Origin of the sequence: Paenibacillus nanchangensis, from assembly GCF_046543445.1 — a bacterium.
GTDB classification, from domain to species: Bacteria; Bacillota; Bacilli; order Paenibacillales; family Paenibacillaceae; genus Paenibacillus_AQ; species Paenibacillus_AQ nanchangensis.
Genome location: NZ_JBHOFD010000002.1, coordinates 230,479 through 255,801, shown reverse-complemented (window position 1 = coordinate 255,801; position 25,323 = coordinate 230,479). Strand labels below are relative to the sequence as shown.

Here is a 25,323-nt window from a genome sequence, read left to right as displayed (position 1 = left end):
AAGGGCGCTGTTCTTGTTGTTGCTACCCGTCACATTTTTGAATTCAACAAATAAAACCTGGTCTAGCGCAGTACCGGGCCGCCATACAAAAAGCGGTTGATCCAAGACTGGCTCAGCTGATCGATCCTAACGCCGCCCGAGTTCACCGAATACGTATGCAGCAGTTTGCCTTCCCCGAGATACATCGCCACATGCGTGATTCGTTGTTTGGACTTGTCGATCGACTGGTAAGCGGATGGAGAGCTTCCAATGCTGCTCATAAAAAACATGAGGTCTCCCCGTTTAAGCGAAGCCACGTCATATACAGCCGTGCTGTTGGTGCGGACCCATTCTCCCTGCTGGCGAGAGTCGGCAGGAAGCTTCAGTGCGGCTCCATCGAGGAACATCTGCCGCACAAAATCCGAGCAGTCGAATGTATCGGTGGTCTGACGGTCCGAACCGTATTCGTAAGGCGTCCCGAGATACTTCATGCCGGCTTCAATCACCTGCTCCACACCCGCTGCGGAGACGTCAGGCTGCACTGGCGCCGGCTGAGGTACAGGCGTCGGCTGCGGCGCAGGTGTCGGCTGTGGCGCGGGAGCCGATGGAGCAGGATTCTGGCCCGTGGTCAGCCGGATGTACTTGTCCGACGAACTGGTATATCCGGTCAGCCCTTCGGCTGTCCGAACCTGGTACCAATAAGCATTTGTCTTCTCCAGCACATCCACTTGATCGCCGGGTTCCAGGTAAGCGATTACCTCGCTGTCCGTCGAAGCGCCTGTGCGCAGGCGCACGGAAGACTCAATAACAGCTGTACCTACGGCTGCCGTATTTGCCGGAGGAGCCGTGACGCCCCCCCCGCCCGGCGGCGCCGTTACGCTGCCTCCGCCCTGCGGCGCCGCGGCAACGCTTATGTACTTGCTCGAAGAGCTGGTGTACCCGACAAGCCCGGACACCGTGCGGACTTTGTACCAATAAGCATTCGTCTTCTCCAGAATGGCAACCTGCTCACCCTGTTTCAAATAACCGACCGTCTCCGATGCCGTCGAAGCGCCCGAACGAAGGCGAACCGACGACTCAATGACTCCGGTCTGCCCAGACGTGCTTGCCTGAGCGGATGTGCTGCTTGCATACGCCGGCAGCGCTGCACCAATGGAGAGCGCCGCGGCCAGAGATACAGTAACAATCTTTTGTGTTAGAGGCATGTAGGTTTTTGGCATGTTGTTCCTTCCCCCTAGCAAGATGAGAAAGCGACAATAAGCGCGCGCCGCTTGTTGGCTTCTGTTACCAATTATAGGCTGGAAGGGATATTGGGACATGCTCCCAAATACACAATTCGATGTGCCACTTTATGGAAAGATGCAGGACTAAGGTCTTGAATTCTCCTGGATTTTAGTCAATTCCACAGCTGATTTACAGATTAAGCCGCTGCGTGATTCGATAAAATGCACTTTTCAGGAAGCAGCTTATAGACAAATTGAACCAATTTTTATGGCTGCTGCTTCGTTATCCCGGCACCCGGAATCAACAAATTGTGCGGCATTCCGGCTTACCGGGCCGGCGAATTCTTAGGTTCGACATGGACATGGACATGCAAAATATTATGCAGCTTCCGCATCCGCTCCTCAATGGAGTCGCTGATCTGGTGCCCTTCCATTACGGTCAGGTCGGGATTGACCTCAACTACCACATCAACCAGCACGTGATTGCCGTGCACCCTAGCTTTCATATCCTTGATGCCCTCTACGCCCTGCGTCCGGGCAATCGTGCTGCGCAGGTCCATCAGCCGGTTCTCTTCGAAGCCGTCTGTCAGCCTGTAGGTCGAGTCGCGGAAAATTTCCCAAGCGGTTCTGACAATCAGTACGCCGACCGCAACGGCCGCCACCGTATCAAGCCACGGAAGCCCAAACTGCGCGCCGATAATGCCGACAAATGCGCCGATACTTACCAGCGAGTCGGAAAAATTGTCTTTGGCCGCTGCCATAAGCGCCTGGTTGTTAATCCGTTTGGCCAGCCGCTTGTTGTACACATACACGCCCATCATGGCCGCCGCGCACAGCAGCGCCACCCAGGCCGACCACAGCTGCGGCGTTTCCTTTGGCCCTTCGAAGATGGAACGCACTGCCTCTACAATGACCTGAATGCCGACAATCGCCATAATAAAAGAGGCCACAAGCGCAGCCACCGTCTCCGCGCGAAAATGCCCGTAGGCATGGTCCGAATCCGGCGGCTTCTGCGAGATGCGCAAGCCGATCAGCACCGCTACCGAAGCCACGATGTCCGTCAGGTTGTTAAATCCGTCGGCAAGCAGGGCGCTTGAGCCGAACAGGTACCCGCTGAACAGCTTAAACGCCGACAGCACCAGGTATGCGGCAATGCTCACCCAGGCGCCGCGCTCGCCTTTGCGAATATCCTCATAAATATCGGTCACGGCCGTCTCCTCCTTTGTCCCGGCAATGGGCTAATCTTTGTCATCCTATCCTAGCAAACGCACACTCAGTGGGTCCAGAGCAACAGTGTTGTCCATAAGAAAGAATGCCTTCATTCATTCTTGCCCTTGTAGGTGGTTTTAAAAACCATTAAAATGAGGGCAGGACACGCTTCAAGGAGGATTAAACACAAATGAGCGATAGCAGCGAAAAAGGAAAAATCAATCTCGCCGACGCAATCCGGCAGAAGCTGGAGCAGAAGAAGCAGCAGGCTTCCTCCAAGCCCGGCGCTTTCCAGCCCGGCGGAGTCAAGACGCTGAAGACCCAGAACAACAAAAAACCAAACAATCAGCGCCGCCGCACAGGCGGTTCCTAAGCCAGCAGCATGCAAAAACAGGCCGGCCGGGTTTCCCGGGCCAGCCTGTTTTTTTATATGTCCGCCTATTGAGGACGAACCTGATTACACTTCCACCGGATACATGCGCTGGCGGAGCTCCTTGACTTCGTCACTCTCCAGGTACTCATCGTAGGACATTACGCGGTCAATCACACCATTTGGCGTAATCTCGATGATCCGGTTCGCAATGGTCTGGATGAACTGATGGTCATGCGAAGTGAACAAAATCGTGCCGTCAAAGTCGATCAGCCCGTTGTTCAGCGCGGTAATCGATTCCAGATCCAAGTGGTTGGTCGGCTCATCGAACACCAGCACGTTTGCGCCGTTCAGCATCATTTTGGCCAGCATACAGCGGACCTTTTCGCCCCCGGACAGCACGCTTGCCTTCTTCAGCGCTTCTTCGCCGGAGAACAGCATGCGGCCCAGGAAGCCGCGCAGGAACGTCTCGTCCTGATCCTTCGAATATTGGCGCAGCCATTCCACCAGGTTTAGCTCCACACCGTCAAAATACTGGGAGTTGTCTTTGGGGAAATACGCCTGGCTGGTCGTCACGCCCCACGTATATTCGCCCGCATCCGCTTCCTTTTCGCCCATAATGACATCAAACAGCGTCGATTTCGGCAGACCGTTTGGCCCTACAAAAGCGATTTTGTCCCCTTTGTTCACCACAAAGCTGACTTCATCCAGCACTTTTTCGCCTTCAATCGTCTTCGTCAGACCGCTGACCGTCAGCAATTGCTTGCCGGCTTCGCGCTCGGGTTTGAAGTTCAGGAATGGATATTTCCGGTTGGACGGACGGATGTCGTCGAGCGTAATTTTATCCAGCTGCTTCTTCCGGGACGTCGCCTGTTTGGATTTCGAGGCATTGGCCGAGAAACGCTGAATAAACGCCTGCAGCTCCTTGATCTTCTCTTCTTTCTTTTTGTTCGACTCCCGCTGCAGCTGCAGCGCAAGCTGGCTCGACTCGTACCAGAAATCGTAGTTGCCGACGTACATCTGGATTTTGCCGAAGTCGATGTCCGCAATATGCGTACATACTTTGTTCAGGAAGTGCCGGTCGTGAGAAACCACGATGACGGTGCCTTCATAGTCCATCAGGAAATTCTCCAGCCATTGAATCGATTCCAGGTCCAAGTGGTTGGTAGGCTCGTCAAGCAGCAGATTGTTTGGACGTCCAAACAGCGCCTGCGCCAGCAGGACGCGGACTTTTTCGTTGCCGCTGAGCTCCGCCATTTTTTTGTCATGCAGGTCGCGCGGAATGCCCAGACCGATCAGCAGCGCCGCGGCGTCAGGCTCGGCGTCCCAGCCGTTCAGCTCCGCAAACTCGCCTTCCAGCTCGCCGGCACGCAGGCCGTCCGCTTCACTGAAGTCGGCTTTAGCGTAAAGTGCGTCCTTCTCCTTCATGATGTCGTACAGCCGGGTGTGACCCATAATTACCGTCTCCAGCACCGGGTACTCGTCATATTCAAAATGGTTTTGCTTCAGCACGGCCATCCGTTCGCCCGGAGTGATGTGCACATCGCCCGTGTTCGGTTCGATTTCTCCGGACAGGATCTTGAGGAACGTGGATTTGCCCGCGCCATTAGCCCCAATCAATCCATAGCAGTTGCCGGGGGTGAACTTTATATTTACATCTTCAAAAAGTGCGCGTTTTCCGTAGCGGAGAGTTACGCCGCTTGTACTGATCATGTTTGCATTACCATCCTTTTCGCATAGGGTTTCGGCTCATTATAGCATAAATCCGCCCCAAAAGGCCCGCCCGCGCCGAAAAAGCGGCGGGAATTCCACCGCCCCTCTCTTTTTCGTGTTATTCCGCCTCATTGTCCGGACCTGCGCAGCTCCGGGTGGATGACCAACGTTTCGCCGAGTCCAAGCACCCGGATCCGCTCCGGCGCGATCCCCCGACGCTCCCGGTCCGCTTCCAGCCGGTCCAGCGCCTCGCGCGCCGTATCGTCGGCCAGCCGGAAGGTGCCGTAATGCATCGGAATCATCGTTTCGGCGCCGACATCCACAAACGCCTGGAGCGCCTCCTCGGGATTGACGTGCTGGGAGGTCATAAACCATTCCGGCTCGTACGCGCCGATGGGCATCAGCGCCACGTGGATCGGAAACCGGGCGCCGATCTCTTTGAAGCCCGGGAAATATCCGCTGTCGCCGGCAAAATACAGGTTCGGCGGCAGCTTGTGCGCCGTGCTTTCCCCCGGCGGAATTGGCTGCCCCGGCGGGCCGGGTTGCTCTGACGGACCGGGTTGCTCCGACGAAGCGGGATACGCCGCTGGGCCAGGATGCTCTGACGGACCGGGATACGCCGTTGGGCCACGATGCGCCGCTGGGCCACGATGCTCTGACGGACCGGGATGCGCCTCCGGCGTGGCCGGCTGCAGCACGAACCCTCCCCAATGCGAGGTGTTTGTGTCAAACGGCGTCCGGCGCGTCCAGTGCTGGGTCGGAACGAAGGTCAGCTGAATGTTCCCCGCCGTAATGGTCTCCCACCACTGCATTTCCACACAATTGCGGAAGCCTTTGCGCAGCATTTTTCGCTTCAGTCCGGCAGGCACTATTAGTTGGGTATCTCCCCGCCACAGCTTGCGCAGCGAACCAAAATGCAGGTGATCATAGTGGGAATGAGAGACGAGTACAAGATCAACTGGCGGCAGATCCTGGAGCGGGATGCCGGGCTCGCCAAGACGGCGTTCAAACCCCATCCGCCGGGCCCACACCGGGTCGGTGACGATGTTCATTCCTTCATATTGGATAAAAAACGTAGCATGGCCGATCCAGGTGATAGTAGTATCAAGCCGGTTTTCTTTTAAATAGGACAGCCTCGGGGGCACGCTTGGCACAGTGAAGGAGTAATCCTTGCGTTTCTTGCGCCGTTCCTCCCGCCACTGGCGGAATTCCTTGAGCGTTTTGTCCGTGCTGACATTGTCCATATTGTTGTATCGGATTTTGGGCATGCTGGATCACACTCCTTTTGGAGGCTAAAAAATACGGAAGGCCGAACATGGCGTACCGTTCCGCAGAACGGGCAGGCTTTATTTGAACTGGGTTTTATCGATCGAACCGGGCTTTATTCGAACTTGGCTTTATTCGAGTACCGTTTTATGCGAATACCGTTTTATACGGAACGGCTTTATCTAACCCCCCGCTTTATTCGAATCCAGGTTCCTTCGCCCGGCAAGGATTGTCCGTATGCTGCTGCATTGAGGGCCGAGGCTTGATGTGCCAAGCCTGCCGGTATGAGCCAAGCTTTTCTTTACCTATATTTCACCTGAAAGTACCAAAACAAACACCAGCCAAACGAAAAAAGAAACTGCCGGCGTGTCCCCAATTATACACCTTCTGTGGACTGACTGCGGGCAAGCCAGGGAGCGAGCCGCAACGGGTAGGCGTGTTCGTAGCCGTCTGCGGATACACACCGCAGTGCAGCATGTCTACATCCGTCCGCGGATGCACGCCTCAGTATTGCATGGCCGTAGCCGTCTACGGACGCCCGCATACGTAATCCCAGTCGCTTCACTAGCGGCAGATTCGATGCGGCTTGCTGACGAATCACGCTTGCTTCAGCAACTGCGGCTTACTGACGAATCATACTTGCTTGAGCAGCTGCGGCTTGCTGACGAATCACACTTGCTTGAGCAGCTGCGGCTTGCTCCAGACTTCTATCCTCCACCTGCTCCGCTTTGTGTTTTTCAGTATTCATGAGGTAAAATGCCATTAAAGGCAAGGACTTTGATCACAATATACGGGGAGACGATACCGTTATGAAAATTACCTTTATTGAACCGACGCCCAGCCCCAACACCATGAAGCTGCACCTGGACGAAACGCTGGAGCCGGGTATCCGCCGGACTTATACTGCCGACAATTTGCGCTCCGCCCCTTCCTGGGCGCGGGATATGCTCTCGATTCCCGGCGTTACCGCGGTGTTCCACGCCGCTGATTTCGCCGCATTGGAACGCCGGGGCGGCGCAGACTGGGCGAATATTCTCGCCGAGGTCAAAACGCGCTTCGGCGGGGAAGGCACCGGCGCGGACTGGACGCTGCCGGACGAAAACGCCGGGACGAACTACGGCGAAGCCCAGGTGTTCGTCCAGATGTTCCGCGGCATCCCGATGCAGATCCGCGTCAAAACACCGGGCGGCGGCGAGGAGCGCATCGCGCTGTCCGACCGCTTTACCCGGGCGGTGACGGAGGTCGCCAGCGCCGTCTTGATCAAAGAGCGCAAGCTCACCGACTATGGCGTCCGTTACGGCGAGCCCCCGGAAATCGCGCGCGAGGTCGAGCAGGAGCTGGAGGCGGCTTATCCGCCGGAGCGGCTCGCCTCCCTCGTGCAGCAGGCGATCGCGCACGGCGCGGAAGGCGAATTCGTCGAGCAGCGCGCCGGCCGCAGCCGCGAGGAGCTGCTGGGCGAGCTGAGCCACGACGACTGGCGTATCCGGTACGCCGCGCTGGAGAGCCTGCAGCCGGAGCCCGAGCTGCTTCCTTATTTAAAGGAAGCGCTCCGCGATCCGAAGCTGCAGATCCGCAGGCTGGCCGTCGTCTACCTCGGCGACATCCGGACGCCGGAAGCGATGGAGCTGCTGATGGAGGCGATGTCGGACAGCGCCCCTGCCGTCCGGCGGACGGCGGGAGACACCCTCTCCGACATCGGCGACCCTGCAGCAACAAGCGTCATGATGGCGGCGCTGGACGACCGCAGCAAGCTCGTCCGCTGGCGTGCGGCCCGCTTCCTGTACGAGGTCGGCACGGCCGAAGCGCGGGACGCGCTGCTTAAGGCCGTGGACGACCCCGAGTTCGAAGTGGGCCTGCAGGCGCGGATGGCGCTGGAGCGGATCGAATCGGGCGAAGAAGCGGCCGGAACGGTCTGGCAGCAAATGTCTGAACGCCGGAGAAACTGACACAGGCATGCCGTTATTTGTCATTGCCTTTCCCGGTGTCCATACGCTATACTGAACTCTGTTGTGTTTAGAAACGAAAAAAGACAAGATAGCCTCATCATTCCACTAAGGTGAGGTAGAGGTCGCGAACCGGAAGAGTAAGCAGGGAGTAGACGTTGGGAGAGCCGTCGATGATCCCCTGCCGAAAGGCCTGTTCGCCGAAGTGTACGCCGCGAAGCCCCAACCGGGCGGCGTACGCTGGGGCCGTGTCCGATAAGGAACGGAACTGTCACATGCTGCCCGGGCTTACTGCTCGCAAGGGTCATTACAGCATGTGTTGCGCTATCTTTTTCTGGGAGAATGAGGCGGTCTGTGCACGCTTTAGCGAAGCTGCGGGATCATCCCGCGGCTTTTTTGCATTCCGCGCTCCCCGTTTTGTGAACCAAAACTTTTTTTGAAGGAGTGTCATGAGCAATGTCAGGCAACAGCCATAATCCAGCAGCACCAGGCGCTCCGGACTCCGGAGCCCTCAAAAAAACGTTCAAAGCTCGCCACATGACGATGATCGCCCTCGGCGGTTCCATCGGCACCGGCCTTTTCCTTGCCAGCGGAGGCGCCATTGCGGGCGCGGGTCCGGGCGGAGCGCTGCTTGCGTATGCGGCGGTAGGCATCATGGTTTATTTTTTGATGACCAGTCTGGGGGAACTTGCCACCTACATGCCGGTGTCCGGTTCTTTCAGCACCTACGGCACGCGGTTCGTCAGCCCCGCCTTCGGCTTCGCCATCGGCTGGAATTTCTGGTACAACTGGGCGGTTACCATTGCGGCCGAGCTGTCAGCGGCCACCGTCATTATCAAGTACTGGTTCCCGGAAAGCTCCTCTATGCTTTGGAGTTTGCTGTTCCTGCTGCTGATGTTTGGACTTAACGTTTTGTCTTCACGCGGCTACGGCGAGTCGGAATACTGGTTCGCCATTATCAAAATCGTCACCGTTATTATCTTTCTTGTCGTCGGCGTGCTAATGATCTTCGGCATCCTGGGCGGGCACAATACGGGTTTTGAGAACTTTACGCTTGGCGGTTCTTCGTTCCATGGCGGGTTCTTCGCCTTCCTCGGCGTCTTTATGGCCGCAGGCTTTTCGTTCCAGGGCACCGAGCTGATCGGCGTTGCCGCAGGCGAAAGCCAGGACCCGCGCCGCAATGTGCCGCGGGCAATCCGACAGGTGTTCTGGCGCATTCTGATTTTTTACATCCTGGCGATTTTCGTTATCGGCATGCTGATTCCTTACACGAATCCGGATCTGCTGCGCAGCGGCGTCGATGAAATCGGCGTCAGCCCGTTCACGATCATCTTCAACAAAGCGGGGCTGGCTATCGCCGCATCCGTTATGAACGCCGTTATTCTGACGTCGGTGCTGTCCGCCGGCAACTCGGGCATGTATGCCTCAACCCGCGTGCTGTTTGCGATGGCAAAAGAAGGCATGGCGCCGCGCGCGCTCGGCAAGCTGAACCGCCGCGGCGTTCCGGTCGGTGCGCTGCTTGTCACCACCGCCGTCGGCATGCTGGCGTTCCTGGCTTCCTTTTTCGGCGACGGCGCGGTATACAACTGGCTGCTGAACGCCTCGGGCATGTGCGGCTTCATCAACTGGCTTGGCATCGCCATCTGCCACTTCCGGTTCCGCCGGGCGTTTAAAGCTCAAGGCCGTTCGCTGGATGAGCTGCCTTACCGTGCCAGATGGTTCCCGTTTGGACCGCTTTTTGCGTTTGCCCTCTGTCTGATCGCTGTTCTGGGGCAAAATTTCGGTGCCTTTACCGGCGATTCCGTCGACTGGTACGGCGTTCTTGTTTCCTACGTCAGCCTGCCGCTGTTCCTGCTGATCTGGTTCGGTTACGGACTGTTCCGCAAGAGCCGGGTGATTCCGCTGAAAGAGTGCGACCTGACGCCGCATGAGGAGTAGCCATTACCTTTTCCTTCTATAAGGAAAGGAGTTAGCTGTAACAAAAACCTCCCGTTTGACGACAGAAGCTCAGGCTTCCGGACAAACGGGAGGTTTTTTTCGGTATGGTTAGGGACCCCGCGACTTCGGCGGTTTCGGCGGTTTCGGCGGTTTCGGCGGTTTCCGTGCGCCTCCCCTTTGGACCGCTTTAGCCCCAGTTCAGTACAACCGTCAAATCCGTTGTATTCTCAAACGGAGCCATCGTATAATCCAGCGATGAAATGCCGAGTTCGGACAACACGTCCAGGTCGCGGTTCAGCTTTGCTTTTCCGCCGCGGTACCGGATCGTGGCCGACGATTTCCCCGCACCCATGGCCTGCTCAACAGCCAAACGGATGCCCGGGCCATCGGAGACAATATTCGTTTCATCCAGCAGGTTGTAACGAAGCGCCTTATACAGGGAACTGTAGGCTTCCGCTTTTGCGCCGCCTGAGGCGGCCAGCGCAGCAAGCGTCTTTTGGTAGGATACCGTCGCGCCGGGGTACGATTTGACCCAGCTGTGATCACGCCGCATCTGCGCATCGGTCCGCATGTAGTAATCAATGGAGACTTCTCCTGCCCGGTCGGGAGTCGGGTCATCCCAAGTGGTGTCAAGATGATACCAGCGGCCGTCCAGCTGGATCAAATTCCAGGCATGGGACTGCGAGACACCGCCGGACCGGGCCGTTCCTTCCACGATCAGGTTTTTAATTCCCGCGCCTTCCAGCAGCCTGTAGGTCAGCAAAGAGTATCCTTGGCAAACCGCGCTACCCGTGGTCAACCCCTCATAAGCGGTATATCTGCTTAAGGTCCGGTCGTATTTCAAATTGAGCACAACCCAGTCGTGGATCACCTTTACTTTTTCATGGGAGGTCATGCCGGGCCGGATAATCTTCCCCAAAATCTCCTTGCTCTTCCGGGTAACCCACTCGGTCTGCTGCGCGGTTTCCCGGTATTTGATCATCACCGTAACCGTGGCGGAGTTGGCCGTTCCCCGGTATGTGTAAGTGTAATTTTCGACGGTATAGTTCAGGTAAGGATCGCTTTCAATCGCCTGCTTCAGCGCGTCCCGCATTTTGCTTTTGAGCGTGCTAACCCGGCCGGAAAAGGTGAACACCACCTTGGTGCTGCGTTTCATCATAGCCGGAGCCAGCTTTCCCCGTATGTCGGCCACGGAACTGACCGCTGCGCCCGAGGCGGCATAAGCATGATCAATCGTCCAATATATTGCGGGCGGCACTGCGGCGAATACAAGCATCCCTCCGAGTATAACCTTTAAGAATGACCTCCGTTTGCTTCCCATCCGCTGTCCTCCATCTGCCGTTCCTGTCATCCTTGAATGTAAAAGTAAAAGCGGAGCGTCCTTTTCAGGCCGCCTGCTCTTACCTGAATTATCGGCTGTAAACCCCCGTCTTATAAGCTATAATCGCTGCCTTGCCGCAATATTCCCGCATTTGTTAAGGCGGCGTTAACCTTGTTAATGTGTTCATACTCCGCCGCCTTGCAGTCCTTGTCTCAGGTATTTATTTGCCGCTCCGCAGTTCCCTAGAAATCTAGTAATTCTACTTTAAACTTTAGTCTATCAGCCATGATCCCGCTTGCAGTTCTCCCTATACACCGCCGTAAAAATTGCGTGTACGTCCCTATGACACTTGGCGTGCCGGATCATAGATTTGCAGCATACCCTGTACTATCAAACGGCAAAGGGGGTGTAATTATGGCGATTCTTCTCCCCGAGCAATTCTTTAATCTTCAGCCGGGCGTCGGCAAATCGTTTTACGAAAATCTGTCGGGCGGTATTAACGCAGCGGTTACGGTGCAAAACAACTCGGCATTTCCAGTCGATCTTGTCATCGCGCGTGTGAATGCTCCGGTGATCACGTATACGATCCCGGCGCTCAACAGCCTGACATTGAGCGTCACAGCTCTGCTGTATGCCGCACTGCAGGCTAGCCCGGCCGGCGCTGTCTTCGGTACGATTCAAGTGGCAACTTCGGACTTCTAATCTGATTTCTAATCGCACTTCTAATCGCACTCTCGCCTCTGTGCAGTGCCCTCCCTGTTCCTCTCCTGGCGGGTGTGCATGACGCCGCCCGCCGGGACAACCCATTCGCCGCAGTTAGATGTTATATAGCTGTTCTATCAAAAAACGTATTGAGCGCATGCAAAAGAGGCGGTCCCAAAGTCATTAATGACGGGACCGCCTTTTTTTTCTTTTCCATTAACAGTTCGTCTGATCAAAAAGTTACTCACGGCCTGCGAAGGGCGTTATATGCGAATTTTCGGCTGCTAAAATATATCTCTATTTGGAATAAAAAGGTATTCAATGTTATTAAGAAATGTTATACTTCCCTATGCACAACTACCATATAGTGCAACAATTTAACAATGGGAGGAAACTCCAACATGAAATTTGCTATTGAGTGTATGCTGATAGCTACATTGTTTGCACCAAATATTATTTTTTGGTCATCCTCAGCATTTGCTTATGATAATACCGCAGCCACCATTTCAGATCCTTCCCCCTCCATTTCGACAACTATTCGTATGGGAAACCAAAATGGGGTTGGAGATGGAATGAAGACTCCACTTTCGACTGATGCACAAATTGTGAATCGCCCAGTATCCGGAACTGATGAGGAAATTGTATTTAATATTAAGCCACACTATGGTTATGTAAGATTTTATTTGAAGAACACAGGAACAACAACGATATATGTATCCATTAACCAAGGAAGTGCTTCTGGCACTTTAAAACACTCCGGTTCAGTGCAGCCCGGAGAAGTATTCAATGAGATTTTGAATAAAAATGGCGCATGGTCAACAGGTGACTTTTACGTTAGTTTAACATCGGGAAGTGGACCTATGAATGGACTACTTGGTGTGCGTACTAGTACGGATTTGAATTTTTAAAAAGTCCTGGAAGTGAATTTGTGGACAACCTCGTAATAAAAGAAGCCTATTTCAGAAGAAACCAAGGAACTGAGGGTGTCCCGGTCATTTTTACGACCTTGGGACACCCTCTTTCATATCACACAAAAACTGTTCACTCCACAGGAAGCCTCTACGCAGCAGTCAAGTGTATACCCTACGATGTTGACAGCACATAACAGCCATCAATTACACACCCCATCCGGGGGCGGTTGCTACACCGCGGCCAACCGATACACCGCCCCCGCAGCCGTCTCCATCCCGTCCGCCGCCGAAACAGCGGACCCGTCCGGACCGGCAAGCGTCCAGCCGCCTGCATTCAGCAGGCGCAGCGGCCGTCCATGCGTCGAGGTAATGACCGCCTCCGTCAGTTTGCCGTGGCTCCACTCCATATCCACAATAAAGCCTCCGCGCGCCCGCAGCCCTTTCACCCTTCCCTCGCTCCAAGCCGCAGGCAGGGCAGGCAGCAGCCGCAGTCCGCCTTCGTGGCTCTGCAGCAGCATTTCCGCGATGCCCGCTGCCGCCCCAAAGTTCCCATCGATCTGAAACGGCGGGTGATTGCCGAACAGGTTCGGCAGCGACGCCTTGGACAAGATCCGGCGTAGGATGCCATGCGCCCCCTCCCTGTCTTCCATCCGGGCGAACAGGTTAAGCAGCCAGGCGGCGCTCCAGCCCGTATGTCCTCCGCCCTGCTCCAGCCGGGCCCGCAAAGACCGCACCGCTGCTTCGTACCGCTCAGGCGCGCGTTCGCGGGTAATGGCGCTGCCCGGATACACGCCGTACAAATGCGAGACATGCCGGTGCCCCGGCTCCTGCTCGGCAAAATCCTCCGGCCATTCCCGCAGCCGTCCGTCCGGCGCAATGCCCGGATGCTCCAGCCGCGCAAGCCGGTCCTTCAGCTCCTCCTGAAATCCTTCGTCCGTCCCCAAAATGGACGCCGCCTCAATGCAATGCGAAAACAGCTCCGCGATCAGCTCCATGTCCATCGTTGATCCTGGAGCCGTGCTGCAAGGCGTCCCGTCCGCTGTCAAAAAGACGTTCTCCGGTGAAGTGGATAAGCCAGTAACTAGACGTCCATCCGGGCGTTCGGTCAACCAATCCATGCAGAACAAAGCCGCTCCCTTCAGCAGCGGATACGCCTCATCTCTCAGAAACGCATCGTCAGGCCGGTAAGCGTAGCGTTCCCACAAATGCCGTGTCAGCCAGACGCCCCCCATCGGCCAGAACGCCCACATGGCGCGCCCGTCAGACGGAGAGGTCATCCGCCACAAATCGGTATTATGATGGGTTGTCCAGCCCCTGGCACCGTAGTGAATTTTGGCAGTCCGGGCCCCCGACTCCGCAAGTTCGCCAATCAGCTGAAAAAGCGGTTCATGGCATTCGCCCAGCCCGCAGCTTTCGGCCGGCCAATAGTTCATCTCGGTATTGATGTTCGTCGTATAATTGCTGTTCCACGGCGGCTGCAGATGGGGATTCCAGATGCCTTGAAGATTCAGAGCCTGGGTCCCCGGCCGGGAACCGGCAATCATCAGATACCGCCCGTAGTGAAACAGCAGCGTTTCAAGCCCGGGATCATCGGTACCTTCCCGGTAGCGGTCCATCCGCTCATCGGTTGGAAGTTCTTGCGCCGCAGCGCCATCAACCGCCAGCTCGACCCGGCCGAACAGTGCGGCATGGTCTTCCGTATGCCGTCTGCGCAGCTCGGCATACGGCCGGGCGGACGCCGCCAGCATACGCGCGGCGCTGTCCGCCGGATCGTCTCCGGCAGCGCCCGGCATGACGCCGTAACCGGCGTAGTCGGTCGCCGCAGAGAGGCGCAGCGTCACAGCCGATGCTCCCCGGACCAACAGCGCCTCGCCGGCCGCATCCAGCGTGCCGCCTTCCGCCTCCGCCGTCACCCGGACGGCAAAACGGAGGCCCCGGTCCGGCTCATACAGCACCGGACGCGGATGGTCGCCGACATAATTGTCGGCGACATGCGACGGCGCCCGCCCTGTCAGCAGAAGTCCGCTGTTATCCGCACCCTCCAGCTTGCTGGGATGCGGTGTGGACAGGCGGATCGCAAGCTCTGGCAAAACAGCCTCTCCTGCAGCGGCAAAGTCCAGCGTTTCCGCCCGCATATGTACGACAATCACGTTATCCGGTGCGCTCGCAAACGTCTCGCGCACAATCCGGACTCCGCCGTATACGAAGGATACGCCAGCAACCGCCGTATCCAGATCCAGCTCCCGCCGGTACTCGAGTACCTCGCCGTCCAATCCCAGCGTCAGGCGCAGGTCGCCCAGCGGCTGGTAGGATTCAGTCCGGCGTCCGAGCAGATGCGCTTCAATTTTCCGCTCGGCTTCCGCGTAACGTCCTTCGGCCGCAAGCTGCCTGGCCGGTCCCAAGTGGCGCAGCGCCTCATAGTTCGCCGTGTCGCGGGGAAATCCCGACCACAGCGTGTCCTCGTTAAGCTGGATTAGCTCCTCTACCGCTCCGCCGTACACCATGCCGCCGAGCCGGCCATTCCCGATCGGAAGCGCTTCCTCCCAAACCTGCGCGGGTTTCCGGTACCACAGACGCCGTGGCTCCCCTGCCCCTGGTCTGCTCTCCCGATCATTTGCCTCTGATGTCATCCGTTATTCCCCTTTCTGCCTCCGGACGCTGGCCGGAGCTTGTTCATGATCACGTCTGCCCGACAGCATACGGCCGGAAGACCATTCAGCCGCGCGCCTCGGAAAGGGCCATTCGCTCTGATCATATCACGATCCAGCCGCGTGCAGCTTGCAATATTCCGTTGCGTCTTCCTTCAATCCTGACAAAATAATCGCACGAACCTGCACTGCCTCAACCGAAATAACAGGGCGCTATAAACAAACGGGCGGAAAACCCGCACTTATCGTTCGGGCTTCCCGCCGCCTGTTCCAACCATTTAACCTATGATTTTACTCCTGCTGTCTGCCGGATGCGTTAACCCATACTGTCCAGCCGGATATGTTACCAATGCTATCAGCTGGTACGTTAACTCATCCTGTCATTCAGTACGTTAACTCATACTGTCATACGTTAACCCATGCTTTCAGCCAGTACGTTAACCCATGCCGCCTGCCGGAAACGATTATTCGTTCCAGAGCTTCACGCGTTCTTTAATCAGTTCTTCGCGAAGATCTTCGGCTTTATCCACACCTGCGCCTTCGATTTCTTTCATGTAGTTATCCCAGATTTTATCGAAGTCAGCCGGTTTTGCCAGGATGGCTTCCGGAATCCGTTTCCAGGTGATGTCTCTCAGCTTTTTGTCGAGTACCACAATTTCGCTGTCGCCAGGAATTTGGATGTTGGAAGCTGTACCCCACGGTCTAACCTTGAACTCCTCTTCTTTCGGGAACAGGTCTTTCCAGGTGGTTGCCTTGTATGCAGCCAGCGTTTCTTTTTCGACGTCATTGTAGCCCGAAGTAATCAGCTCAGGGAAGTTCGTCGTGTAGTAGTTGCCGGTGGAATCTTTTACGCCGTCGCCATAACGTGCGCTCAGCAGCGTGTACAGACCGCCTACGTTGTTCAGACCGGTTTCTTTTTGGAAGTTGGTCGAATCGTTCCATTTGCGTTTGTTAACATCTTCAGGAATAACGCGTTTGCCATCAACGACGTTGTAGTGCTTGCCTTCAATACCCCAGTTGGTCAGGATTTGGCCTTCATCGGACGCCAGGAAGTCCAGGAACTTGATGGCGCGGACCGGATCTTCGCAGTCTACGCTGATGCCGATGCCGTAGCCGCCCATGAAGCCTGTCGGCCAGAAGGACGTTTCTTTATATTCTTCGCTCAAAGTTACCGGATAGTGGCCGTAACCCTGGTCGTATTTACCGGCGGATTTCAGCGCTTTTTCGCCGTCGCCGTAAGCCCAGTTTTGGTCGATCAGACCGATGACGCGGCCGGTGGCGATTTTAGCTTTGTATTGGTCATACTTTTGCACGAAGCTTTCCGGATCCAGCAGGCCGATGTCGTTCATGTGGTTCAGCCAGCGGAAGTATTCTTTTTCCGCCGGGCGGCGGAAGTGGTACGTTACTTCCTGTGTGTCGATGTCAACGGCGTATTCGCCGTCGTCAGGCGAACCGGTGGTCAGGAACGCAGGGTTCGTTACCGTGATATACATATACCAGTCGTCTGCGTTCAGCGTCAGACCGATGTTTTTGTTGCCGTTTTCATCTGTCGGGTGTTTTTCAAGATACGATTTGATGACGTTCTCAAAATCCTTTACCGTCTTGATCTCCGGGTAGCCGGCTTCTTTTACCGCACGGTGCTGAAGCTCAAATCCGCCGCCTGCGTCAAAATATTGGTTATCCACACCCGCATAGGTCGGGATGGTATAGATCGCCGGATCGTCAACGCTGTAGCGGGAACGCTTCAGCCCGTCTTCGCCCAGCACCTTCTTGATGTTCGGGGCATGTTCTTCAATCAAATCAGTCAGGTCAAGCATAGCGCCGACGTCAACGAGCTTGGATACGTCCGCTTTGGCGCTGATCAGATCGGGGTAATCGCCGCTTGCTGCGATCAGGGCTACCTTTTGTACCGGGTCGCCTACAGCAAATTCCGCGTCGAGTGTTACGCCTGTTTTCTCTGTAAGGGCCTTGCCTACTTCATCCTGCATGCCCGTCCAGTTCGGGCTCGGGTCAGCGCTGAAGAAGCTGAACGTAATTGGGCTGTTGTCTTCCGATGCGGCATTGCTGCCTTTTTGCGCTGCGTTGGTGCCTTCCGGCTTGGCGGCGTTGCCGCCGTTTGCGGTATTGCCTCCGTTATTGTTGCCGGAACAGCCTGCCAGCAGACCTACCAGCATCGTGGATGCCAGCAGCCAGGACGAAGCTTTTGCTTTTATGTTTCTTTGGCTCCCCATCGTAGTAAACCCTCCTCGGTTATCATGAATATCTATCGTATCACAGGAATCCCTGTTAATACCGACTGTATAAACCTTCCTCCGCACTGCTGCCGTATCTGCGCTTGTTTTCAGAAATTACATTAAAAGCGTTTGCAAAATCATCAGCAGCATAAGGCTCAGCATCGTCGAAAAAAGGGGCCCGGCCTCCGCCGGGGGACTGCCGTCTCGCTGGAGACAGCGAACTGCGAATAACTGCATTTTTACCGGCTCTGTTTCGTGCGGTGCGGCCGCGGAAGGCACTGGCCGGACGGACTGCTTGGCTCATGCGGACCGTCCGGCGGCAGCCTTAGCTTTTCACCGCACCAAGCGTCATGCCTTTTACGAAATACTTTTGCAGGAACGGATACACAATCAGGATGGGCAGCGTAACGACAATGGTGATCGCCATTTTGATGGATTCCGGTGACACCTGATTGGTCGCCGAAGCGATAACACTGCTGCGGTAGTCGCCGCCGCTGTTGCCCGAAGTGGTGCTCTGGATAACCTTCATCAGCTCGAACTGCAGCGTAGTCAGGTGTTCGGCCGAACCGTTGTACAAATACGTATCGAACCAGGCGTTCCACTGTCCGACGGCCAGGAACAAGGCGATGGTCGCCATAGCCGGCTTGGTCAGCGGGAGAATAACACGCCACCAAATTGTGAAGTCATTTGCTCCGTCCAGCTTAGCCGATTCCTGCAGCGCATACGGCAGGCCGTCAATAAAGGAACGGATAACAAACACGTTAAAGGCGCTTACAATGCCGGGAAGAACATACACGGCAAAGGTGTTCATTAGTCCGAGGTCTCTCATCAGCATGTAAGTAGGAATCATACCTCCGGATACATACATGGTCAGAGCTAAGAAAGTGGAGACGAATTTGCGGCCTTGGAAATCCTCGCGGCTGACTACAAAAGCCAGCATCGAAGCGCTGAGCAGTCCCAGCAGGGTTCCGCATATCGTCCGCAGCAGCGAAATTTTGAAGCCGGTGATCAGTCCCGGGAAGGAAAAGATTTTGGCATAGTTGTCCCAGGTAAACTCACGCGGGAAAATCGTCAGGCCACCGCGTACGGTATCAATGGAATCATTAAACGATATGGCCAGCACGTTCAGGAACGGGTACAGCGTAATCAGTACAACAAGGATAACCACGACGTGTACCACGATATCGAAAATCCGGTCCGACCAGGATTTGCGGCTGGACATTTGGGCGAGTCCCATGAATCGCGCCCTCCTCTCTTAAGATCAGTCTGTGTTCGCCGGCGATTCGGCCTACAGAAGGCTTTCTTTGGTGGTCCGCTTGAAAATACCGTTGATCGTGAACAACAGCGTTACACTGATGATCGAGTTAAAAATATTGATCGCGGTACCAAAGGAATAACGTGCCATGCCGAGACCGTAATTCAGCGAGTACAGATCAAGCACCTGCGAGTAATCGGTAACGAGGTTATTGCCGAGCAGGAACTGCTTCTCGAAGCCGATGTTCATCAGGTTGCCGATCGACATGATCAAAAGCACGATGATGGTTGGCCGGATACCGGGCAGCGTAATATGCCATACCTGGCGCAGCCTGCTTGCACCGTCAACGCGCGCCGCTTCATACAGCTCGGGTCCAATACCCGCGATCGCGGCCAGATAGATGATGGCGTTCCAGCCGGTCTCTTTCCACACATCCGATAAGGTAACGATTCCCCAGAACAAATGGCCTTGGGCCATAAACTGGATGGGCGTGTCGATAAAACCGAGGCCCAGCAGGATATCGTTAACTAATCCGTTGTCGGTCGAAAGCATTTTTGTTACAATGCCCGCCGCCACGACCCAGGACACGAAGTGAGGCAGATACGAGATCGTCTGCGCAAAGCGTTTAAATACGCCAAGACGCACCTCATTCAGCAGGATGGCAAACGTAATCGGGAAAATGAACCCCGCTACCAGGCCCATACCGCTCATCGCCAGGGTGTTGCGGAGCGCGAGCAGGAACTGATCGTCCTGGAACAAAGCTTTGAAATGCTCGAACCCTACCCACTTCTGCTCAAAAAATCCGCGGGCCGGTTTGTATTTTTGAAAGGCCATCGTCCATCCCCAAAGCGGGAGGTAACTGAATACGAACGCCCAGATGACAAAGGGGATCGACATCAGGTATAAGTACTTTTGGTTTTTGAAGGTCTTCCAAAAACGTCTGCCGCGTGCCGGCTTGTTTCCGGAGTGTGGTGCGGTTGAATCCGGTTTCTTTAGTGCTGTTGCCGCTTTCATAACCGTTCCCCCTTTCTGTATCCTAATTCTAAATGGCTGTAAGCGATTGCAGTACCCTATAAATTTGATCTAAAATCCGGTGAAAATTAGACATTTCCTCCCCCCTTTTTCGACAAAAAAAGCCCCGCCACAGGCAACCTTTACCGGTTACTGCAACGGGGTTTCGTTAAACTTTAGTTATCGTTTTGGTGCGGCTTGAACTTGCCGCTTCATGCCAATTTGGCTTAGGCGGCTATGCATCAGCGCCCGGGCGATCGCAAGCACATAACGGCGCACTGTTTTCTATTTGTTTTTTCGGAAGGAAGTCGGAGACACCCCAACATATTTCCGGAACTTGGCGTTAAAGTAATCGGGATTCATATACCCTACTTTTTCGGCCACTTCGTACACCTTCATCCCTTCGGCCAGCAGTTCCTTGGCCTTTTCGATGCGGACCTTGTCGAGATATGTGTTAAAATACTCCCCGGTCGTCGTCTTAAACAGCTTGCCGAGATATGCGCTGTTGTAATTCAGCAGCTCCGCCAGCGTCTCCAGCTTCAAATTCTCGTTGTAGCGCAGCTGCATCAGGCCGATGATTTTCCGCACCTCGTTGCCCCGGCCGGCATACAGCCGCGACGCGAGTCCCGCCAAGAACCCGGCGGCCTGCTCTTCCAGCTCGGACAAATAGCGGCTGCGGTACAGCTCCCCGATCGGCGCGGCATACTCCGCTGTGTAGCTTCTTGCTTCCGGATAGGCCGGCTCCAGCCGGAGTAGCACGCTGCTCACGATCCGGACAAAAGCCTCCCGGACCCGCGTCTCGTCCGCCCCCTCCGCTACAAGCAGGCCGGAGATCCGGGAGATCATCGGGCGGACGGCGTCCACGCTGCCAGCTTCGACTGCAAGCAGCAGCCGCTCCTCCCCTTCATTCAGCTCCATCTCCGATCCGGGGGCAGCCGGCCGTTCCATCGCTGGAAATGCCCGGCTGAGCAGCTTGTCCCGCTGCCAGAAAAACCGCTCGCGCAGCAGCTCCCGGGCACCGCTCAGCGACCGGTACGCCTCATCCGCCGGAGCTTCGCCTCCGGCCGCGGCGCTGAACGCGATTCCGGCTTCGTGCAGCGCCCCGGACAGCTCGCGGTACAGCTGGCCGCAGTCGGATTCACTCGCCAGCGGCCGCTCCAGCACCACGCCCAGATACGGGGCCTGGGCGAACACGAATCCGTCCAGCTGCGTGAACCGCCGTTCCAAAAGACTCATGGCGTCCATTAGTCCCGCCTCGGCGCTGCCCTCCCGGCCGCTGCCTGCATGGTACGGCTCGATCAGCACCACTTCGCAGCTCTGTTTCAGCCCGAGCGCTTCCGCGGCACGCCGGGACTGGCCTGCTTCCCGCTGATCCTCGGGCACAGCCAGCAGGTCCCGCAGCAGCGCTTCGCGCCGGCGGGCCGGCTCTTCTTCGCTCCACTGGCTGAAGCGGCCTTCCTGCTCGATTTTATCGCGAATCTGCACCAGATGGTTATTCATCTCGTCTTCATCCACCGGCTTCAGCAGATAACCGTCGATCCGGTACTGGATTGCCTGCTTGGCGTATTCAAAGTCGGCGTACCCGCTCAAAATCAGCACATGACACTCCGAACCGCGGCCGCGCAGCTCGCCGATCAGCTCCAGCCCGTCCATACCCGGCATCCGGATGTCCGCGACCACTAGCTCCGGTTGGTGTACCGCAAATTTTTCCAACGCATCAAAGCCGTTAGCCGCCGTAGCAACAACCGTATAGCCCTGGCTCTCCCAGTCAATCAGCGACCGAAGCCCTTCACGCAGCTTCGGCTCGTCATCCACAATCAACACTCGAATCATCAGGCTCCTCCTTCCCGGGGAATCCGGAACTGGACTGTCGTTCCCCCGCCGGGTTCGCTCCGCAGCACCAGACCGCGGTCTTCCCCGTATGACAGCTTCAAGCGGTCGTGCACATTCCGCAGGCCAATCCGGTCACCTGGACGCTCTTCGCCGGATTCCAGCTTGCTCCGCACCTGTTCCAGACGTTCCGTCGTGATGCCGACCCCGTTATCCGTAATCGTAAACACGGCTGCATCCCCTTCTTGATGAACGTCCACGGTGACAAAAGCGCCCTCCGCCTTGTTGTCCAGCCCATGCACCACCGCATTTTCCACCAGCGGCTGAATAATCAGCGGCGGAATCAGGAACTGTTCCAGTTCGGGGTCCACCGTGAAGCGGTAACGCAGCCGGTCCTCGTACCGGAACTGCTGGATCTCCAGGTAGCAGCGGACCATCTCTAACTCCTGGCGGAGCGGGATGTTGTGGTGGCCTACCTCCAGGCTGCCGCGCATCATTTTGCCGAGCAGATGAACGACCTTTGCGATTTCGGTCTGCCCTTTCATATGGGCTTCCATGCGAATGGCCTCCAGCGAATTGAACAAAAAATGCGGGTTGATCTGGCTCGCCAGCATTTTGAACCGGATGTCGCTTTGCTTAAGCTCCAGCTGCCGGTTCTGTTCGTTCGACAGCTGTACCTCCAGCATCAGCTCGTGGATACTGCGCACCATCGAGTTGAACTGCTTGGCGAGCAGTCCGATTTCGTCTTTGCCGTCGATCTGCAGTGTAGCATCGAAATCGCCGGTGCCGACCCGGTTGAAGTGGCGGCTGAGCCGCATCAGCCTGCGCGAGAACAGCGATGAAAAACTGTAAATCAGCAAAAACGCCAGCACCAGGCTGACCGCGATGACCGTCAACGCAAGCCGGATAACCCGGTTGGGTTCCTTAACAATGCTGTCGACCGAAAAAACGGAAATAATCCGCAGCCCGTTCCGGCTGGATGCCGGCGTTAGCTCATCGATCAGCACCCTCGACTCCTGCCCGTCCATCACCGCCTCAAAGTTTCCGCTGCCCCGGTTCAACAGCGCCGTGTCGAATTCAATCTCTTCCAGCGTGCGTCCGATCCGGTCGCTCCGGTTCGCCGCGACAATATGATGCTGGTCGTCGACCAGCATCGTCTCGAACGTCTCCTGATTCAGGATGGCCTGCAGCATGGCGGAGTTGACGTTGATCACCAGCACGCCGAATTTTTCGCGGCCTTCCAGCTCGATTTTGCGTGTAAGACTCAAATAATACCGGTGATCCCGCTCATCCTGAATATAAGACCAGCTGGACATATAATTGTAGCGCAGCGCCTCCTGATACCAGTCCTTCTGCTTGATCTGGTCGGAGACGTTAATCAGCTCCCAGTTGTTCAGCAGCGTGTCGTTGTCGGTGTACATGCGAATGTTGGATATTTCCTTATAGAGCTGCACGTATTCGCTCATGACAGGATAGTCCCGGTACGCTTCCACCACATCGTATACGCGCTCATAGTAATCGACCGCCAGCCGCTTCAGCCGGGCGTCGTTCGCCAGCCGGTACGCAATATCCTGGGAGACGCCAATCACCTCTTCGGTCCGTTTTTTCACCCGGTCGACGTTGATGGACGCTTGCTCGATGGCATTATCAAACGCCATGCTCCGCATCTGCTCCGTCAAATACCCGCCCACCAGCAGCACCGGCAGCAGCGTCACCAGAAAATACGCCAGCAGCAGCTTTTTGCGGATCTTAATATTGTTCAACGCCCGAATCCATGGTTTCAACACGTTGTCTATCGCCCCCGATACTCTCACTCCCCTAAGCAAGCGCATACACGACGCCCTGACACAAAACGCCGAATGCGCTTACGTTATTACAGATTACCTAAAAAACCGACAATCGGCAATGGTAGGGTTGTGGGGGATTTTTCAATTTATGTACTGTGTAGGGTGAGGGGCGGTTGGCGTAAATGGGTGCGGGTGACTCGCTGGTATGATTAGGGGTTGTGTGGAGTGCGGCATTAAACAGTTGGGAGAAGTTACTGGGAGGCATTTCAATGCACGCATTCCATACGTAGCGCGACCCACAACTGACCGAGTGCTTCCGTCGGTCATAGATTTCAATCCACGCACTCCATACGGAGTGCGACGGTGGATGGGTTTAACAATCTCTCCCCGGGAATATTTCAATCCACGCACTCCACACAGAGTGCGACCCCAGATTACTGCACCGACCCCGCCGCCTCTCTGATTTCAATCCACGCACTCCACACGGAGTGCGACCTCCGGCTTCTTCTCGTCGTCCCCTTTGACATGATTTCAATCCACGCACTCCACACGGAGTGCGACGCGGGCATACAGCGATGTAAATCAGTATCTACTGCGATTTCAATCCACGCACTCCACACGGAGTGCGACACGTTCCGGCATACCTTCGCGAAAATGTACATCATATTTCAATCCACGCACTCCACACGGAGTGCGACGAGCGCCGTCAATGCAAGGCTGGGCGTTTGAATTATTTCAATCCACGCACTCCACACGGAGTGCGACGCACCATTTGGCCACCTTCCACGTGACTTCCCCATTTCAATCCACGCACTCCACACGGAGTGCGACTCTGACGCCGGGTTGCCGATACGTTTATGGATGTATTTCAATCCACGCACTCCACACGGAGTGCGACCAGCGTTTTTGCTACTTCTAAAGACGGATCGTCTATTTCAATCCACGCACTCCACACGGAGTGCGACGTCGAAAAGGCAAAGAGCATGCATACCGACGTTGATTTCAATCCACGCACTCCACACGGAGTGCGACAGAGCAAGATCACAGAGACCTGGCCACGCTGCTATTTCAATCCACGCACTCCACACGGAGTGCGACGCCGCCCAACAGTGAGCGACCCTAATTTATGTATATTTCAATCCACGCACTCCACACGGAGTGCGACAGGCTACGATTAACATCATCAGTAATGTCCTTTTATTTCAATCCACGCACTCCACACGGAGTGCGACGGCGACGTTTTTTGGTTCCTTTTTTCTTTTCCTTATTTCAATCCACGCACTCCACACGGAGTGCGACCAAGACAGCCACCGAAGATGGAGGGTTCGGGCGTATTTCAATCCACGCACTCCACACGGAGTGCGACTATGACAACGTGCTCGAGCGCAAATTCTACGAACAATTTCAATCCACGCACTCCACACGGAGTGCGACGACGCCTGATGATCATTTCGTTCATCCCGCCTTTATTTCAATCCACGCACTCCACACGGAGTGCGACTGCAAAATCAACTATATTTATCCAATTTTACATTTACTTTTTCATACTTTCTTCATTTGTTTTCGCACATTTTTCGTGAAATCTCTACTTTCACTTCATTAGCCTTGTTCCTATCGTAGTTTTCCGACAAAATCCGAGGTGCGAATCGGCCAGAGATTTCATGTGCACTAGATATTCGCACCTACAAAATAAGGGGTCCGCTCATATCGTAAGAACTTTTGGCACCCACATGATCAACTTTATTTTTATACTTGTCTCCCAGATTGTAAAATCGCAAACTATCCGTCTCTTTATCAATTAGTTCTTCCAGTTCATATCGCAGCTTCCGATACTGTGCAGTATCTAGTATGCACTCAAATACAGAGTTCTGAACTCTCTGCCCGTGATCCACGCATTTTTTGGCTACTTTAGAAAGTCTTCTTCTTCCTTCCGCATCTGCCGTGCTTACATCATAGGTAATCAGTATTAACAACTGTAGACAC

The 25,323-nt window shown here is 55.6% G+C and carries 18 protein-coding genes, 1 CRISPR repeat array and 1 riboswitch; of the genes, 5 read left to right on the top strand and 13 right to left on the bottom strand.

The annotated features are described in order from the left end of the window. Nucleotides 1-62 precede the first annotated feature (62 nt). Entirely contained in the window at nt 63-1,199 is a 1,137-nt protein-coding gene (locus tag ACE6ED_RS02435) for a C40 family peptidase (protein ID WP_410825359.1), read from the bottom strand. Nucleotides 1,200-1,528: 329 nt separating this feature from the next. Then, complete coding sequence (locus ACE6ED_RS02430; protein WP_410825358.1) at nt 1,529-2,410, bottom strand: cation diffusion facilitator family transporter; 882 nt, start codon at nt 2,408-2,410, stop codon at nt 1,529-1,531. 191 nt (nt 2,411-2,601) lie between these two features. Here ACE6ED_RS02430 and ACE6ED_RS02425 point away from each other — a divergent pair, with 191 nt between their 5' ends. Next, complete coding sequence (locus tag ACE6ED_RS02425) at nt 2,602-2,784, top strand: hypothetical protein (protein ID WP_410825357.1); 183 nt, start codon at nt 2,602-2,604, stop codon at nt 2,782-2,784. Between the two features lie 84 nt (nt 2,785-2,868). On the opposite strand, the gene ACE6ED_RS02420 is transcribed toward ACE6ED_RS02425, so the two are convergent. The 3 genes from ACE6ED_RS02420 to ACE6ED_RS02410 form a co-directional block, all read right to left on the bottom strand. Further along, nucleotides 2,869-4,494 (bottom strand): ABC-F family ATP-binding cassette domain-containing protein, encoded by a 1,626-nt coding sequence (locus ACE6ED_RS02420; RefSeq protein ID WP_410825356.1) that lies wholly within the window; start codon nt 4,492-4,494, stop codon nt 2,869-2,871. A gap of 128 nt (nt 4,495-4,622) precedes the next feature. Beyond that, nucleotides 4,623-5,762, bottom strand: coding sequence for an MBL fold metallo-hydrolase (locus ACE6ED_RS02415; protein ID WP_410825355.1), 1,140 nt, complete (start codon nt 5,760-5,762; stop codon nt 4,623-4,625). A 620-nt stretch (nt 5,763-6,382) separates the two neighbouring features. Continuing rightward, nucleotides 6,383-6,508, bottom strand: coding sequence for a hypothetical protein (locus tag ACE6ED_RS02410; RefSeq protein WP_410825354.1), 126 nt, complete (start codon nt 6,506-6,508; stop codon nt 6,383-6,385). A gap of 61 nt (nt 6,509-6,569) precedes the next feature. Here ACE6ED_RS02410 and ACE6ED_RS02405 point away from each other — a divergent pair, with 61 nt between their 5' ends. Both ACE6ED_RS02405 and ACE6ED_RS02400 read left to right on the top strand, forming a co-directional pair. Next, complete coding sequence (locus ACE6ED_RS02405) at nt 6,570-7,706, top strand: conserved virulence factor C family protein (RefSeq protein ID WP_410825353.1); 1,137 nt, start codon at nt 6,570-6,572, stop codon at nt 7,704-7,706. A 108-nt stretch (nt 7,707-7,814) separates the two neighbouring features. Next, nucleotides 7,815-8,038, top strand: a riboswitch (Lysine riboswitch). 121 nt (nt 8,039-8,159) lie between these two features. Beyond that, the gene (locus ACE6ED_RS02400; protein ID WP_410825352.1) at nt 8,160-9,641 is read left to right on the top strand and encodes an amino acid permease; all 1,482 of its coding nucleotides are present in this window, start codon (nt 8,160-8,162) and stop codon (nt 9,639-9,641) included. Between the two features lie 187 nt (nt 9,642-9,828). Here the strand turns inward: ACE6ED_RS02400 and ACE6ED_RS02395 are convergent, their stop codons facing one another. Continuing rightward, nucleotides 9,829-10,962: a transglutaminase domain-containing protein gene (locus tag ACE6ED_RS02395; protein ID WP_410825351.1), complete on the bottom strand. Its 1,134-nt coding sequence runs from the start codon at nt 10,960-10,962 to the stop codon at nt 9,829-9,831. Nucleotides 10,963-11,376: 414 nt separating this feature from the next. On the opposite strand from ACE6ED_RS02395, the gene ACE6ED_RS02390 reads away from it, so the two are divergent. Both ACE6ED_RS02390 and ACE6ED_RS02385 read left to right on the top strand, forming a co-directional pair. Beyond that, nucleotides 11,377-11,664 carry a hypothetical protein gene (locus ACE6ED_RS02390; protein WP_410825350.1) on the top strand — a complete coding sequence of 96 codons (288 nt, stop codon included), beginning with the start codon at nt 11,377-11,379 and terminating at the stop codon, nt 11,662-11,664. Between the two features lie 401 nt (nt 11,665-12,065). Beyond that, nucleotides 12,066-12,572: a hypothetical protein gene (locus tag ACE6ED_RS02385; protein WP_410825349.1), complete on the top strand. Its 507-nt coding sequence runs from the start codon at nt 12,066-12,068 to the stop codon at nt 12,570-12,572. A 233-nt stretch (nt 12,573-12,805) separates the two neighbouring features. On the opposite strand, the gene ACE6ED_RS02380 is transcribed toward ACE6ED_RS02385, so the two are convergent. From ACE6ED_RS02380 to cas2, 7 genes are all read right to left on the bottom strand, one after another. Further along, on the bottom strand, nt 12,806-15,205 hold the full coding sequence (locus ACE6ED_RS02380; RefSeq protein ID WP_410825348.1) for a glycoside hydrolase family 95 protein: 2,400 nt from the start codon (nt 15,203-15,205) through the stop codon (nt 12,806-12,808). Between the two features lie 482 nt (nt 15,206-15,687). Next, nucleotides 15,688-17,454 (bottom strand): ABC transporter substrate-binding protein, encoded by a 1,767-nt coding sequence (locus ACE6ED_RS02375; RefSeq protein ID WP_410825347.1) that lies wholly within the window; start codon nt 17,452-17,454, stop codon nt 15,688-15,690. A gap of 328 nt (nt 17,455-17,782) precedes the next feature. Beyond that, complete coding sequence (locus ACE6ED_RS02370) at nt 17,783-18,694, bottom strand: carbohydrate ABC transporter permease (protein ID WP_410825346.1); 912 nt, start codon at nt 18,692-18,694, stop codon at nt 17,783-17,785. 51 nt (nt 18,695-18,745) lie between these two features. Continuing rightward, nucleotides 18,746-19,726, bottom strand: coding sequence for an ABC transporter permease (locus tag ACE6ED_RS02365; protein ID WP_410825345.1), 981 nt, complete (start codon nt 19,724-19,726; stop codon nt 18,746-18,748). A gap of 282 nt (nt 19,727-20,008) precedes the next feature. Then, nucleotides 20,009-21,556: a response regulator gene (locus ACE6ED_RS02360; protein WP_410825344.1), complete on the bottom strand. Its 1,548-nt coding sequence runs from the start codon at nt 21,554-21,556 to the stop codon at nt 20,009-20,011. Continuing rightward, nucleotides 21,556-23,340: a sensor histidine kinase gene (locus ACE6ED_RS02355; RefSeq protein WP_410825343.1), complete on the bottom strand. Its 1,785-nt coding sequence runs from the start codon at nt 23,338-23,340 to the stop codon at nt 21,556-21,558. The genes ACE6ED_RS02360 and ACE6ED_RS02355 overlap by 1 nt, the downstream gene beginning before the upstream one ends. A gap of 263 nt (nt 23,341-23,603) precedes the next feature. Continuing rightward, a CRISPR array of direct repeats spans nt 23,604-24,841; the repeat unit is 33 nt; unit sequence ATTTCAATCCACGCACTCCACACGGAGTGCGAC. Between the two features lie 181 nt (nt 24,842-25,022). Further along, nucleotides 25,023-25,313, bottom strand: a complete 291-nt coding sequence (gene cas2 / locus ACE6ED_RS02350; protein ID WP_410825342.1) for a CRISPR-associated endonuclease Cas2 — start codon at nt 25,311-25,313, stop codon at nt 25,023-25,025. Between the last annotated feature and the right edge of the window lie 10 nt (nt 25,314-25,323).